A 13207-nucleotide genomic window follows, 5' to 3' on the forward strand; every position below is an offset into this window, starting at 1 on the left:
ATCGGTCCAGGCCCTGGTCAACGGGGCTGCGGATGCGCAAGGATCACGGCCGCACCTCGCCCCCACCCCACTACGGGAGGATGTCTATGGCTCGCCGCACATCCCGCGGCCTGATCGCCGCGGCCACCACCACCGCAGCGCTTTTCGCCCTGGCCGGCCCGGTCTCGGCGCTGCCCTCGGCGGCCGGAACGGCCTCCGCCGTGCTGCCGCAGGCCCGTCTCTTCATGGTCAACCCGGTCCAGTCGTCGGGCGATCAGACCCTCGTCGACGGCAAGGACTCCGCCGGGGCCGTGCCCGCTTCCGCCTACGCGCTCGCCGCGCTGCGGAATCTGGACGGCAGCGGCTCGCTGTCGGGGAAGTGGGCGTACGTCCGGTCGGAGACCGGCGCCTCCGCGAAGCTCGCGGACGTGGGTGCGTACGGTCGTACCGACGACCAGTTCGAGCAGGTCATGGCGTACTTCTGGGTCAACGAGGCGCAGGAGTACCTGCAGGGCCTGGGCTTCGGAAGCGAGCTGCCGGGCGCCAACGACCGCGCGCAGCCGGTCCGCATCAACCAGTACGGAGCCGACAACTCCTTCTTCACCGACAAGAAGGCCGAGATCCGCTTCGGCAAGGGCGGGGTGGACGACGCCGAGGACGCCGAAGTGATCGTCCACGAGTACGGCCACGCGGTGCACAACGCGCAGGTTCCCGGCTTCGGTACGTCGCCGGAGGCCGGTGCGATCGGCGAGGCGTTCGGCGACTACCTCGCGGTCGAGGTCGGTGACCACGCGGACGCCGCGTACGGATGGCCGCGCAAAACGGACCTGGGCTGTGTTGCCGACTGGGACTCGAGCTCCTACAGCACCGCCCCGCACTGCCTGCGCAGGGTGGACGGGAACAAGGTGTACGCCGACCGGGTCGGCGAGGTCCACGCGGACGGTGAGATCTGGTCGCGCGCGCTCTTCGACATCCGCGGGGCGCTGGGCGCCCGGACGGCCGACCGGATCATCGTGAACGCGCAGTTCGGCTTCCGCGCCGACACGAGCTTCCAGGACGCGGCGCTGACGACGATCGCGACGGCGCAGCGGATGTACGGCAAGGGCGCCGCGGACGCGGTCCGCGCGGCTTTCAAGGCCCGGCAGATACCGGGAATCGAGTAGCACCCGTCCGCCTGCTCCGGGCTCCGGCCCGGAGCCGGCGGCCGTACCGGGGTCCGGTGCGCCCCGTCACGCGCCCGGCCGGGTGGGCCCCCGTCTCGCAGTGGAGACGGGCCGGGGGCCCTCACGGGAGGGCCCCCGAGCGGGACTACTCGATCACCAGCTCGACCGGGATGTTGCCGCGGGTGGCCTTGGAGTAGGGGCAGACCTCGTGGGCCTGCTTGACCAGCAGGGCGCCCGTCTCGCCGGCGAGGGCCTCCGGGAGCTCGACACGCAGGGTGACGGCCAGGCCGAAGCCCGTGTCGTCCTTGCCGATCGAGGCCTCCGCGGTGACCGACACCTCACCGGTGTCGACCTTGGCCTGCCGGCCGACCAGGCCGAGAGCGCTGGCGAAGCAGGCCGCGTAGCCCGCCGCGAAGAGCTGCTCGGGGTTGGTGCCCTGGCCGTTGCCGCCGAGCGCCGGGGGCATGGCGAGCGCGAGGTCGATCTGGCCGTCGGAGCTGACCGTGCGGCCTTCGCGGCCGTTGGCGGTGGCGACAGCGGTGTACAGCGCGTCCATCGGGGTTCCTCTCGCGGGGTGACCGTGTCAGCCGGTGATCGGCTGCCGTCCACTACTAGAGCACACAATTAAGTTGTGCACAACTAAATGACCCGCAAGCTTTGCCCGGGTACACTTGCCTCCATGAGCGAGCAGCCCACCGAAACCCTCCGCGACGAGGACTTCCTCCGCCTGGACGGCCAGATCTGCTTCGCGCTGAACGCGGCGAGCAGGGCCTTCAACGGCCTCTACCGGGTCGTCCTCAAGGACCTCGGCCTGACCTACCCCCAGTACCTGGTGATGCTGGTGCTCTGGGAGCACGGCACGACGCCCGTCAAGGAGCTCGGCAGCCACCTGAGGCTCGACTCGGGGACGCTGTCCCCCCTGCTCAAGCGCCTCGAGGCCGCAGGGCTGGTCCACCGCGAGCGCAGCACCGAGGACGAGCGGTCCGTACACGTCGGCCCCACCGAGGCAGGTACGGCGCTGCGCACACGCGCGGCGGAGGTACCGCGCCGGATCGCGGCCGCCACGGGCTTCGAGCTCGCCGAGATCCGCGACCTCCAGACCCGCCTGCACCGCCTCACCGCCGCGCTCGACGCCGCCGTCCCGGAGGTCTGACGGGCGCGCGGCGCCATCGGTCGGCGCGCAAGCGGGCGAACCGCTTCCCGGGGGGCGCGGGGGCTCCTGCCCTCGTCCGCGAGGGGAGTGGTTCACCGTGGAAGAGATCGTGATGTCTGCGGCCGCGTCCTTGCTGGGGGCGATGGCGACGGACGCCTGGGGACAGGCGCGGGACGGCGTGATCGCCCTGTGGAGACGGGTCCGTACGGGCCGGGCACCGCATGAAGCGGAACTCGACACCCAACTGGCGGCCTCGAGAACCCGGTTTTGGCAGGAGCGGTTCCGCGAGCTGCTGCGCCGGCATCCGGAACTGGCCCAGCCCGTGCGGGACTTGATCGACGAGCTCGGACCCGCCCCGGCCGCCCCGCCGGACGGCGGCGGAGCCGCCGCATTTTTGACCGCTCGTGTCTCCGGCCAGGGCAGGGCCTACCTCGCCGGCCGGGACATCACCATCCACGAAGATGAGCGAACCCGCCGCCGGTCCGCAGGATCCCGAACGCCCGTCCCTGCACGCCGAGGTGAGCGGCAACGCCCGTGCGTACCTCGCGGGCCGCGATCTGCACGTGTACATCGAGGACGGCGTCCGCACACTGCGCACCCGCGACGCCCGTGACGCCGAGGCCCGCTGTCCGTACCCCTGCGGGCCGCGATCCTGCTGCCGGCCCGTGACGAGGACCTGGTCGTCGAACCGGGCCTGGTCGAGCTGCTGTTGCGCGACCTGGGGGACCCGGGCGGCCCGGGTGACCCCGGCGGGGCGGCCGACCCAGGGCGAACCACGGCCGAGACCGGCGCCGGAGCGAACGCCGCCGAGGCCGGCCGGCTGCCGCTGCTCGCGCACGCGCTCCAGGCGACCTGGCAGGTCCGCCGCGGCCACACCCTCACCGTCGAGGGGTACCGGCGCACCGGCGGCATCCGCAAGGCCGTCGCCACCACCGCCGACCGCGTGTACGAAGGCCTCGACGAGGCGGCGCGCCGGGCCGCGCCCCGGGTCTTCGTCCAGCTGGTGAACGTGGGCGACCGTACGGCGGACACCCGCGCCCCGCGGAACCCCGAGAGCCTCCTGTCCGCCGCCCGCGGCACCCACGGCATCGACCGCGACGCGGTGGCCGCGGTCCTGCACGCCTTCACCCGGGCCCGCCTGCTCACCCCGTATCGCGATTCCGTCGTCATCACCCACGAGACGCTGATCAGCGCCTGGCCCAGGCTCCGGTCCTGGGTCGACGACGACCGGGCCGGGAACCTGCTGCGCCAGCGCCTCGCGCAGGACGCCGACCTGTGGACCCGGAGCCGGGTTGCGAACCTGCTCTACCGCGGCAACCGGCTGGCCGACGCCCGGAAGGCCGTGACAGCGGCTCCCCCGCCCGGTACCGCACGGGAGTTCCTGGCCGCGTCGCAGCGCCAGGCCGGGCGCGCGACGCGGCGGCGCCGGACGCTCGTGGCCGTGCTCACGGCGCCGGCCGTCCTGGCCTCGGGCGCCGCCGTCCTCGCCGCGCGGCAGAGTGCGAGCGCATCAACGACACCATCGACCGCAACGTCCTGATGTGGGACGTCAGCGACCCCGCCCGGCCGCAGTCCCTCTCCGGCGCCCAGGTCAGCGACCGGGGGGTGCTGATGAGCCTCGCCTTCAGCCCCGACGGACGGCTGCTGGCCACCGGGAGCGCCGACGGGGTCGTCCGGCTGTGGAACACGGCCGACCCGACCCGGGGCATCACCCCGGCCGGCCGGCTCACCGGCCACCAGAACCAGGTGGGCAGCCTCGCCTTCAGCCCGGACGGCCGCACCCTCGTCACGGCCGGCTGGGACGATACCGTCCGGCTCTGGGAGACCGACCCGGCGCGGCTGCTGCCCCGGCTCTGCGCGGCCACCGCCGGGCCGCACGACCGGGAGCTGTGGCAGCTCCACGTACCGGGCACCCCGTACGCCCCGGGCCGTGGCTGACGGGCGCCACCGCCAAGGCACATCCTGCGCGGAAGCCGTAGGTTCGTCGGCATGGTGCATGTACTGGGCAGCAGGGTCCTGCTGACCCCCACGGACCCGGAGCGCTCGCGCGCCTTCTACGGCGGCACTCTGGGGCTCGCCGTCCACCGGGAGTTCGGCACCGGGCCGGACCGCGGCACGGTCTACTTCCTCGGCGGCGGCTTCCTCGAGGTCTCCGGCCGCGCCGAGACCCCGTCGCCGCCCGGGCTCCGGCTGTGGCTGCAAGTCGCCGACGTGCAGGCGGCGTACGAGGAGCTGCGGATGCGGGGGGCCGAGGTGCTGCGGCCGCCCCGGCGGGAACCCTGGGGCCTGATCGAGATGTGGATCGCCGACCCGGACGGCGTCCGCATCGCGGTGGTGGAGGTCCCGGCGGACCACCCCCTGCGGTTTCGCCCCTGATCGCTCCGTACGGCTGGACCGGCGTGCGCCGGCTTCCGCGGGGCAGGGGGCGTGACGGACGAATCCGGCGCGCCCCCGCCGGTGGAGTGAATGTGCCCTCCACCCATCGGGGGGACATCCGGCCCGGCCCATGGACGCGGCGTCAACCGCGCCCGGGCGCGGGGCCGTTACCGGGGCGGATCCGTCGTGGGCACGTAGCAGACGCGGATGGACCGTGGAGGCCTTTTGTAAAGATCAACTCAGTGTGCTGGATTGATCACCGACAGTGCCCCCGGCTGCGCGGAAGGACACCGAATGCGCACGGTTCGAGAATCAGTCCTGGACGTTCTACGAGCACGTGGTATCACCACGGTCTTCGGCAACCCCGGTTCGACCGAACTGCCGATGCTCAAGCGGTTCCCCGACGACTTCCGGTACGTGCTGGGCCTCCAGGAGGCCGTCGTCGTCGGCATGGCCGACGGTTTCGCCCTCGCCTCCCGAACCACCTCCCTCGTCAACCTGCACACCGGCCCCGGCACCGGCAACGCGATGGGCGCCATCCTCAATGCCCGTGCGAACCGCACCCCGATGGTCGTCACCGCCGGGCAGCAGGTGCGCGCCATGCTCACCATGGAGGCCCTGCTCTCCAATCCGCAGGCCACGCTGCTCCCCCAGCCCGCCGTCAAGTGGGCGTACGAGCCCCCGCGCCCCGCGGACGTCCCGGCCGCGCTCGCCCGCGCCGTGCAGGTGGCCGAAACCCCGCCCCACGGACCGGTGTTCCTCTCCCTGCCCATGGACGACTTCGACGCGGAGCTCACTGCGGAGGAGGACCGGGCCGGCCAGGCGGCCGCGGCCCGCCGGATCACGCACGCCGCCGCGCCCGGTGCGGCCGCCGTCGCGGCGCTCGCCGAGCGGATCTCCCGCGCCCGCTCCGCGGTCCTCGTCGTCGGCGACGACGTCGACGCCTCCGGCGCCTGGGACGCGGTCCTCGCGCTCGCCGAGCGCACCGGGCTGCCCGTCTGGGCGGCGCCCGTCTCGGCCCGCGTCTCCTTCCCCCGCAGCCATCCGCAGTTCCGCGGGGAACTGACCCCGGCGATCGGCCCGCTCGGCCACCAGCTCGCCGGGCACGACCTGGTCGTCGTGGTCGGTGCGCCCGTGTTCCGCTACTACCCCTACATCCCCGGGTCCCACCTGCCCGAGGGCACCGAGCTCGTCCTCCTCACCCGGGACGCCGAGGAGGCCGCCAAGGCCCCCGTCGGGGATGCGGTCGTCGCGGACCTGGCGCTGACCGTACGGGCGCTCGCGGACCGGCTCCCGGCCGGCGGCGGGACCGCGCCCGCGCCGCACGAGCAGGTGCGGTTCCCCGAGGCGGCCGACGGCGTCCTCACCCCGCTCGCCGCCATGACGGCCATCGCGCAGGGCGCCCCGGAGAACACCCTCTGGGTCAACGAATCGCCCTCCAACGTCCCGCAGTTCCACGCGGCCACCCGGATCAGCACCCCGGGCTCCTACCTGTTCTCCGCGGGCGGCGGACTCGGCTTCGGGGCCGCCGCGGCCGTCGGCGCCCAGCTCGGCGCACCCGGGCGGCCCGTGGTCTGCGTCATCGGCGACGGCTCCATCCACTACGCCGTGCAGGCGCTGTGGACCGCGGCCACGTACAAGATCCCCGTCACCTTCGTCGTCCTCAGCAACGCCAAGTACGCGATCCTCCAGTGGTTCGCGCAGCTCGAGCACGCCCAGGGCGCGCCCGGCCTCGACATCCCCGGTCTCGACATCACGGCCGTCGCCGACGGCTACGGGGTGCGCACCCACCGGGCCCACGGCGCGGGTGAACTCACCAAGCTCGTACGGGACTCCGCGTCCCAGCAGGACGGACCGGTGCTCATCGACGTGCCCGTGACCACCGAGCTCCCCTCCCTCTGAGCCCCGGCTCCAGCCCCCCACCACCAGAAGGCCCCACATGTCCCCCGACACCCCCCTCCTGTCCCGCCTGCGCACCCTCCTCACCGACCACGCCGACGTCCTGCACACCGACCCCGAGACCCTCGCCGCGCACGCCCGCGACGCGGCGCCGTTCTCCGAGGCCGGCACCCCGGCCGTCGTCGCCCTCCCGCGCACCGCCGAGCAGGTCCGGCACATCATGCGCACCGCGTACGAGCTCGGCGTCCCCGTCGTCCCGCAGGGCGCCCGCACCGGTCTCGCGGGCGCCGCGAACGCGATCGACGGCTGCGTCGTGCTGAGCACCGCCCGGATGGACCGCATCCTCGAGATCGACCCCGCCAACCGGCTCGTGCGCTGCGAGCCCGGCGTGGTCACCAAGCGCCTGAACGACGCCGCCGCCGAGCATGGGCTCTCGTACCCGCCCGACCCGGCCTCCTGGGAGCACTGCACCATCGGCGGGAACATCGCCACCGGCGCCGGCGGGATCTGCTGCGTCAAGTACGGGGTCACCGCCGACTACGTCCGCGGCCTGGACCTCGTCCTCGCCGACGGCCGCCGGATGCGGACCGGGCGGGACACCGCCAAGGGGGTCGCCGGTTACGACCTGACCCGTCTGCTCGTCGGCTCCGAGGGCACGCTGGCCGTCATCGTCGGCGCCACGCTCGCGCTGCGTCCCGTACGGCCGCCCGCGCTGGCCCTGCTCGCCCAGTTCCCGACCCTCACGGCGGCCGGGGACGCCGTCGCCGCGATCACCAAGGCCGGCCACGTCCCGTCGGCCCTCGAACTCCTCGACCGGGCCACCTCCCAGGCCGTCGCCGACCACGGGCACCCGATGCTGGCCCCGGGCGCCGCCGCCACGCTGATCATCGAGAGCGACACCGCCGACCCCGGCCGCGACCTCGCGGAGATGGCCCTCCTGTGCAAGGAGGCCGGGTCCCGGAACGTGGTCACCGCCGCCAGCGCGGAGGAGTCCCGGCACGTCATCGAGGCCCGGCGGCTGGTCACCCCGGCCCTGGGGGCGTTCGCCGCGACCCTGGGCGGGCGGCCGACCGCCTTCATCGAGGACGTGGCCGTGCCCCGCTCCGAACTGGCCAAGTTCATGGGCACCATCGAGGAGATCGCCGTACGGAACCGGCTGCGGATCTTCACCCTCGGCCACGCGGGGGACGGCAACCTGCACCCGACCGTCGTCTTCGACGAATCGGACCCGGACGAGTTCCGCCGCGCACAGACCGCCTACGACGACATCATGTCGGCGGGCCTCGCCCTCGGCGGCACCAGCACCGGCGAGCACGGCATCGGCACCCTCAAGCGCGAGTGGCTGACCCGCGAACTCGACCCGGTCAGCCTGGAGCTGCAGCGCGGACTCAAGCGCCTCTTCGACCCGAAGAACCTGCTCAACCCCGGCAAGGTCGTGGAGGCATGACCGAGGCCGCAGCCGGCACCCCCGCCGAAACCGACGCCGAAACCGGGACCGGGACCACCGCCGGGGCCCCCGCCCCGGCCCTCGCCGTACCGCGGCCCGCCCGGGCCGGGCGCGCCGAGACCGTCCGCTTCGCCGCCACCCACACGCTGCCCGCGTTCGTCCGCGGGGCCTTCCACCTGCGGCCCCGGGTCGTGGCGGCGTACGCGGCCCTCGGCCAGCAGGGCTGGTCGGCCGCGACCCTGCGGGCCATGCGGGCCCGGCACGGCGGGGCGCCCGTGGAGGTGCGCGGCCTGTCGGGGACGCTGCTGGTCCTGCTGGACCACGCCGACGTGCAGCGGTTCTACGAACTGCCGGTGCGCACCCTCGCCATGGACGCGCCCGACAAGTACAAGGGCCTGTCGCTGCTGGAGCCCACGGGCGTCATCTGCTCCCACGGCGACACCCGCGAGGAGCGCCGGCGCGTCAACGACGACGTGCTCGCGGCCGACCGGCCCGTGCACCCCTCGTGCACGGAGTTCCAGGCCCTGATCGCCGAGGAGGCGCCCGCCCTGGTCCAGGGCTCCGAGCTCGACTTCCCGCTGCTGCGCCGTACGGTGGCCCGGATCGGGCGCCGGATGGTCCTCGGCGACGCGGCCGCGGGCGACGAGGAGCTCGCCCGGTGGCTGCTCGCGATCCGCGAGGAGGCCAACTGGATGCGGATGCGCAAGGGTCGGGCCGTGGCCGCCGAGGCGCTGTACCGCAAGGCCGCCGCCCGCGTCGAGGAGTACGCCGCCCGGGCGGAGCCGTACACCCTGGCCGCGCTCGCCCGCAGCCACCCGGCCGCCGCCGGACCGGACGCGGCCGCGCTGGACGCGGTGGGGCAGGCCCACCACTGGCTGCTCGCCCTCGACACGGTCGCCCCGATCGTCGCCCGCACCCTGCTGCTGCTCGCCGCGTATCCGGCCGAGCAGGAGGCGCTGCGGGCCGAGGTGGACGGCGGGGGTGCGGAACTGCCCCGACTGCGGGCCTGCGTACAGGAGACCCTGCGGCTGTTCCCGATCGTGCCGGACCTCGTACGGGTCACCCGCGCCGAGACCGAGTGGCGCGGGGTCCACTATCCGGCGGGGACGGCGGTGCTCGTGCCCGCCCTGTTCCACCAGCGGGATCCCGAACACGTCCCGGCCGCCCACCAGTTCGTGCCCGGCCGGTGGCTGCGGCCCGGGGCGGCGCAGGACATCCGGATGGCGCCCTTCAGCCACGGCGGCGGGCGCTGCCCCGGCGAGCACCTGGGCGTGCTGACGGCGGCCGAGCTGGCCGCGGCGGTGCTGCGGGGCCACCGGGTCACCGGCGGCCGGCCCACGGTGGACCCGTGCCTTCCGCTGCCCGGCATCCTCTCCTCGGCCGGCATCCGGCTCACCCTCACGCAGCGCTGAGCAGCCGGCGCCGCGCACGTGCGGCGGCGCGGGGCCGGGCCGCCGTCGGGCCCCGCACCGCACGTCCCCGCACCTCCCCGCACGTCCCCGCACCCCGCCCGCACCTCACCCGTGCCCCGCGCCTCGCCCACCCCCCACGCCTCCCCCACCATGCCCCGGAGGGCACCTGCATGACCGATGCCATGACCGCCGTCACCGGGCAGGGACCGGACGTCGACTCCCTGCACCACATGTGCCGCCTGCTCGCGGAGGCCGCCGAAGGAGTGGGCGACGCCTCCCGGTACGCGTCCGAACTCGCCCTCGGCACGCGGCTGCCGCGAACCGCCCGAGGCGGCGCCGCCTGGCGCACCCTGCTGCGGACGATCACCGACCCCAAGGGGCTGGGCTGGGCCCCGCGCGGCCGCGGGCTCGCCGGGATCGGCCGGCTCGCCGGGGTGTTCACCAGCCGCGAGAGCCTCGCGGTGAGCCTGGCCGTGACGGGGCTCAAGGCCCGGATCCGGGCCGCCGCCGTGACCCACCCCGAGCTGCTCGCCGACCCCGACACCGCGCGCGTGCTGCGAGCCGTCGAGGGCGACCGCCAGCGGGAGGCGATCCGCGTCTTCCGCTCCATCCTCGGGAACAAGGGCGCCGAGCGCACCTTCGCCCTGCTGGCCCCCTCGTTCGCCGACATCCTCGCCTGGAACGCCCTCACCGACGAGAACCCCCTCAACGACGCGGCGGGCTGGGAGGTCGCCACCGGCCGCACCCTGACCGGCGCCGAGCCGATCCTCGGCGTCAGCGCCCGGGTCTGGGCCTTCCTCGACCGCGGCCCCGGCCGGGCCGAACCCTTCGTCCCCTCACCGGCGCTCGCCGGGGGCCTCGACACCACCGGCACCATCGCCGGGTACGTCCGCAACATCGACGCCGTGGGCACCGACGGAACGCTGCTGGTCCAGCAGGTCGTGGGACCCGACGGCGTGCAGCGGTACGTCGTCCAGCTCGCCGGCATGTCCGGCGTCAGCGACGAGAGCCCCCAGGACCTGCTGGGCGCGGTGCACGCGGTCGCGAGGCCGGCCACCCCGTACTCGAGGGCCGTCGCCAAGGCGCTGCGCCAGCTGATCCCCTCGGGCTGCGAACTGGCGCTGGTGGGCCACAGCCTGGGCGGGATCACCGCCATGAACCTGGCCGCCGACCGGGACTTCTGCGCGGTCCACCAGGTCACGCACGTCGTCGCGGTCGGCTCCCCCATCGACGGCAAGCGCCCGGCGGATCCCCGGACCCGGGTGTACTCGCTGGTCAACGAGCACGACGTGGTGCCCAGCCTGGAGGGGCGCTCCTCGGTCTCCCCGTACGCGCTTGGGGCGCAGTTCACCGAGTTCACCTGGACCGACGACACGCACGCCTTCCCGCTGTGCCATGCCGCCGAGCGGTACGCGCACAACCTCGAGTACGAGGTTCCCGAGGCGAGCGCGCTCGTGGACGCGGACCTCGCACCGTTCCGGGGCCGGGTGACCGCCACCCGCTTCTTCCGGCTCTACGACCGCTGACCGCGCCGCCGCTGCCCTCCCACCCGTTGCCCCTGTTGCGCCGACCGCTGAGGAACACGATGACCGACTCCACCTCCACCGAGCAGACCGCGGCCCCGCGCGAGGGGACCCCGGCGGGCCCGGCCGCCGACGCGGGGGTCCCCGCGCAGGCCGCCCGCCCCGGTCAGGCCCCCGCCTACGGCCCGCCCGGGCTCCTCGAACGCCTCGGCTCGGCCGCCTTCGCCCGTGTCAACCGCACCCGCGAATGGCACGAACTGCCGCTCCCCCTGGGGCTGCTGAACCTCCGGGTGCTCCGCGACGACCTGCGCCGCAAGAACCTGTACGACACGCACGACGCGGGCGGGGAGCGCCGCCGGCGTCCGACCGCGGCGCTCGCGCCCTACCGCTCGTACGACGGCTCGGGCTACGACCCGTACGACGAGGACATGGGCCGGGTCGGCACCCGGCTCGACCGCAACGCCCCGCTGCACCTGGTCTTCCCGGACTCCGACGAGGAGCTGATGTCGCCGAGCCCGCGCGAGATCAGCCGGCAGCTGCTGGCCCGCAAGGGGTTCGTGCCCGCGCCCACGCTCAACCTCCTCGCCGCCGCCTGGATCCAGTTCGAGAACCACGGCTGGGCCAACCACGGGGACAACGAGGAGGCGGAGCCGTTCACCGTCCCGCTCGCCGAGGACGACGACTGGGCCGAGCACGGCGGCAGCTGCCCGATGCGCGTGAACCGCACCCGCCCCGACCCGGTCGCGCACACCGCCGCCGACGTGCCGCCCACGTACGAGAACACCGTCACGCACTGGTGGGACGGCTCGCAGCTCTACGGCTCCGACGAGGCCCGCTGCCGGGCGCTGCGCACGGGCGAGCACGGGCGGCTGATCGTCGAGGACGGCCGGCTGCCCGCCGATCCGCGGCCCGGGAAGTCCTGCCTGGACTGGACGGGCATGAACAGCGACTACTGGACGGGCCTGTCGCTGCTGCACACGCTGTTCGCCAAGGAGCACAACGCGATCTGCGACTACCTGCGCGCCCACTACCCGACCTGGGACGACGAGCGGCTCTTCCACACCGCGCGGCTGGTCAACACCGCGCTCATGGCGAAGATCCACACGGTGGAGTGGACGCCGGGCATCCTCGACACGCCGGTGCTGCGGCACGCGATGGACGCCAACTGGTACGGGGTGCTGCCGCGCTGGGTGAGCCGGACGTACGGGCGGCTCGGCAAGGGCGAGATGCTCAGCGGCATCCTCGGCTCCCCGACCGAGCACCACGCGGCGCCGTTCTCGATGACGGAGGAGTTCGTCTCCGCGTACCGGCTGCACCCGCTGATCCCCGACGAGCTGGCCGTGCGCGATCACCGCGCGGGCGCCGTGCGCGCGACCATCGGCTTCGAGGACATGCAGGGTGCGACCACCCGTACGGCGGTCGACGCGTACGGCATGAGCGACCTCTTCTACAGCTTCGGCACGGCCCACCCCGGCGCCCTCGTGCTGCACAACCACCCGGACGCGCTGCGCAATCTGGCCCGGCTCACCGGCGAGCACATCGACCTGGGCACGGTCGACATCCTGCGCGACCGCGAGCGCGGGATCCCCCGCTACAACGCGTACCGGCAGATGCTGCGCAAGCGGCCGGTCACCTCCTTCGAGGAGCTGACGGGCGGGCACCCGGGCGACACGCCGCTGCTGAAGGAGCTGTACGAGGGGCGCCTGGACCGGGTGGACACGCTGGTCGGCAATCTCGCGGAGCCGCGGCCGGCCGGCTTCGGCTTCAGCGACTCCCTGTTCCGGATCTTCATCCTGATGGCGAGCAGGCGGCTCAAGAGCGACCGCTTCTTCACCACCGACTACCGGGCCGAGGTCTACACGGCGGAGGGGCTGGAGTGGGTGGACCGGGCCGGGATGGTGTCCGTCCTCCTGCGCCACCACCCCGAGCTGGCCCCGGCCCTCGACGGCGTGACCAACGCCTTCGCCCCCTGGAGGGCCCTGTGACCGCCCTTCCCGCGCCGCGCACGGAGCAGCAGCAGCGGTACGAGCCCGCCGAGGGGCTGCGGACCCACGCCGCGGCGCTGCTCCGGCACGCGGAACGGCTGCGGGCTGGGGCCGTCGCGCTGGACTGGAAGGGTCCGCAGGCCGAGGCCTTCCGGTGGCGGATCGAAGCCCTGGCCGACCGCTGCGCGACGGCGGCGGCCGGCCTGGCCCGGTCCGCGGAGCAACTGGACGCGGCCGCCCGCACCCGCTGACGGCCGGGGCCCGGCTCCG

General features: G+C 74.3%; 12 protein-coding genes. 11 read left to right on the top strand and 1 reads right to left on the bottom strand.

The genetic code is table 11. The features are described from left to right. Positions 1 to 86: 86 nt before the first annotated feature. Positions 87 to 1142 carry a M4 family metallopeptidase gene (locus tag OG299_RS03945; RefSeq protein WP_327360485.1) on the top strand — a complete coding sequence of 352 codons (1056 nt, stop codon included), beginning with the start codon at positions 87 to 89 and terminating at the stop codon, positions 1140 to 1142. 145 nt (positions 1143 to 1287) lie between these two features. On the opposite strand, the gene OG299_RS03950 is transcribed toward OG299_RS03945, so the two are convergent. Next, a complete protein-coding gene (locus OG299_RS03950) occupies positions 1288 to 1698 on the bottom strand; it encodes an organic hydroperoxide resistance protein (RefSeq protein ID WP_266638144.1) in 411 nt (136 codons plus the stop codon). 123 nt (positions 1699 to 1821) lie between these two features. On the opposite strand from OG299_RS03950, the gene OG299_RS03955 reads away from it, so the two are divergent. The 10 genes from OG299_RS03955 to OG299_RS04000 all read left to right on the top strand — a co-directional run bounded on the left by OG299_RS03955 (position 1822) and on the right by OG299_RS04000 (position 13188). Further along, entirely contained in the window at positions 1822 to 2295 is a 474-nt protein-coding gene (locus tag OG299_RS03955) for a MarR family winged helix-turn-helix transcriptional regulator (protein ID WP_266638142.1), read from the top strand. A 649-nt stretch (positions 2296 to 2944) separates the two neighbouring features. Continuing rightward, positions 2945 to 3835 (top strand): nSTAND1 domain-containing NTPase, encoded by an 891-nt coding sequence (locus tag OG299_RS03960; protein WP_327364447.1) that lies wholly within the window; start codon positions 2945 to 2947, stop codon positions 3833 to 3835. After that, positions 3835 to 4233, top strand: a complete 399-nt coding sequence (locus OG299_RS03965; protein WP_327360486.1) for a WD40 repeat domain-containing protein — start codon at positions 3835 to 3837, stop codon at positions 4231 to 4233. The genes OG299_RS03960 and OG299_RS03965 overlap by 1 nt, the downstream gene beginning before the upstream one ends. Positions 4234 to 4284: 51 nt before the next feature. Beyond that, positions 4285 to 4671 (top strand): VOC family protein, encoded by a 387-nt coding sequence (locus OG299_RS03970; RefSeq protein ID WP_266638136.1) that lies wholly within the window; start codon positions 4285 to 4287, stop codon positions 4669 to 4671. Positions 4672 to 4965: 294 nt separating this feature from the next. After that, a complete protein-coding gene (mdlC, locus tag OG299_RS03975) occupies positions 4966 to 6573 on the top strand; it encodes a benzoylformate decarboxylase (protein WP_327360487.1) in 1608 nt (535 codons plus the stop codon). Between the two features lie 37 nt (positions 6574 to 6610). Continuing rightward, a complete protein-coding gene (locus tag OG299_RS03980; RefSeq protein WP_327360488.1) occupies positions 6611 to 8017 on the top strand; it encodes an FAD-binding oxidoreductase in 1407 nt (468 codons plus the stop codon). Then, positions 8014 to 9429: a cytochrome P450 gene (locus OG299_RS03985; protein WP_327360489.1), complete on the top strand. Its 1416-nt coding sequence runs from the start codon at positions 8014 to 8016 to the stop codon at positions 9427 to 9429. The genes OG299_RS03980 and OG299_RS03985 overlap by 4 nt, the downstream gene beginning before the upstream one ends. Before the next feature lie 170 nt (positions 9430 to 9599). Continuing rightward, positions 9600 to 10955: an alpha/beta hydrolase gene (locus OG299_RS03990; RefSeq protein WP_327360490.1), complete on the top strand. Its 1356-nt coding sequence runs from the start codon at positions 9600 to 9602 to the stop codon at positions 10953 to 10955. Positions 10956 to 11014: 59 nt separating this feature from the next. After that, a complete protein-coding gene (locus OG299_RS03995; protein ID WP_327360491.1) occupies positions 11015 to 12937 on the top strand; it encodes a peroxidase family protein in 1923 nt (640 codons plus the stop codon). Next, positions 12934 to 13188, top strand: a complete 255-nt coding sequence (locus OG299_RS04000) for a hypothetical protein (RefSeq protein ID WP_327360492.1) — start codon at positions 12934 to 12936, stop codon at positions 13186 to 13188. Before OG299_RS03995 ends, OG299_RS04000 begins: the two co-directional genes overlap by 4 nt. The last annotated feature ends 19 nt before the right edge of the window (positions 13189 to 13207 follow it).

Origin of the sequence: Streptomyces sp. NBC_01296, assembly GCF_035984415.1 — a bacterium.
Taxonomy (GTDB): Bacteria; Actinomycetota; Actinomycetes; order Streptomycetales; family Streptomycetaceae; genus Streptomyces.

What these genes read in the sequence shown, in the direction of transcription:
- OG299_RS03945 (WP_327360485.1), top strand. Translation starts at nt 87, where the DNA reads ATGGCTCGCCGCACATCCCGCGGCCTGATCGCCGCGGCCACCACCACC.
- OG299_RS03985 (WP_327360489.1), top strand. Translation starts at nt 8,014, where the DNA reads ATGACCGAGGCCGCAGCCGGCACCCCCGCCGAAACCGACGCCGAAACC.
- OG299_RS03965 (WP_327360486.1), top strand. Translation starts at nt 3,835, where the DNA reads ATGTGGGACGTCAGCGACCCCGCCCGGCCGCAGTCCCTCTCCGGCGCC.
- OG299_RS03955 (WP_266638142.1), top strand. Translation starts at nt 1,822, where the DNA reads ATGAGCGAGCAGCCCACCGAAACCCTCCGCGACGAGGACTTCCTCCGC.
- OG299_RS03970 (WP_266638136.1), top strand. Translation starts at nt 4,285, where the DNA reads ATGGTGCATGTACTGGGCAGCAGGGTCCTGCTGACCCCCACGGACCCG.
- OG299_RS03990 (WP_327360490.1), top strand. Translation starts at nt 9,600, where the DNA reads ATGACCGATGCCATGACCGCCGTCACCGGGCAGGGACCGGACGTCGAC.
- OG299_RS03995 (WP_327360491.1), top strand. Translation starts at nt 11,015, where the DNA reads ATGACCGACTCCACCTCCACCGAGCAGACCGCGGCCCCGCGCGAGGGG.
- mdlC (WP_327360487.1), top strand. Translation starts at nt 4,966, where the DNA reads ATGCGCACGGTTCGAGAATCAGTCCTGGACGTTCTACGAGCACGTGGT.
- OG299_RS03980 (WP_327360488.1), top strand. Translation starts at nt 6,611, where the DNA reads ATGTCCCCCGACACCCCCCTCCTGTCCCGCCTGCGCACCCTCCTCACC.
- OG299_RS03950 (WP_266638144.1), bottom strand. Translation starts at nt 1,698, where the DNA reads ATGGACGCGCTGTACACCGCTGTCGCCACCGCCAACGGCCGCGAAGGC.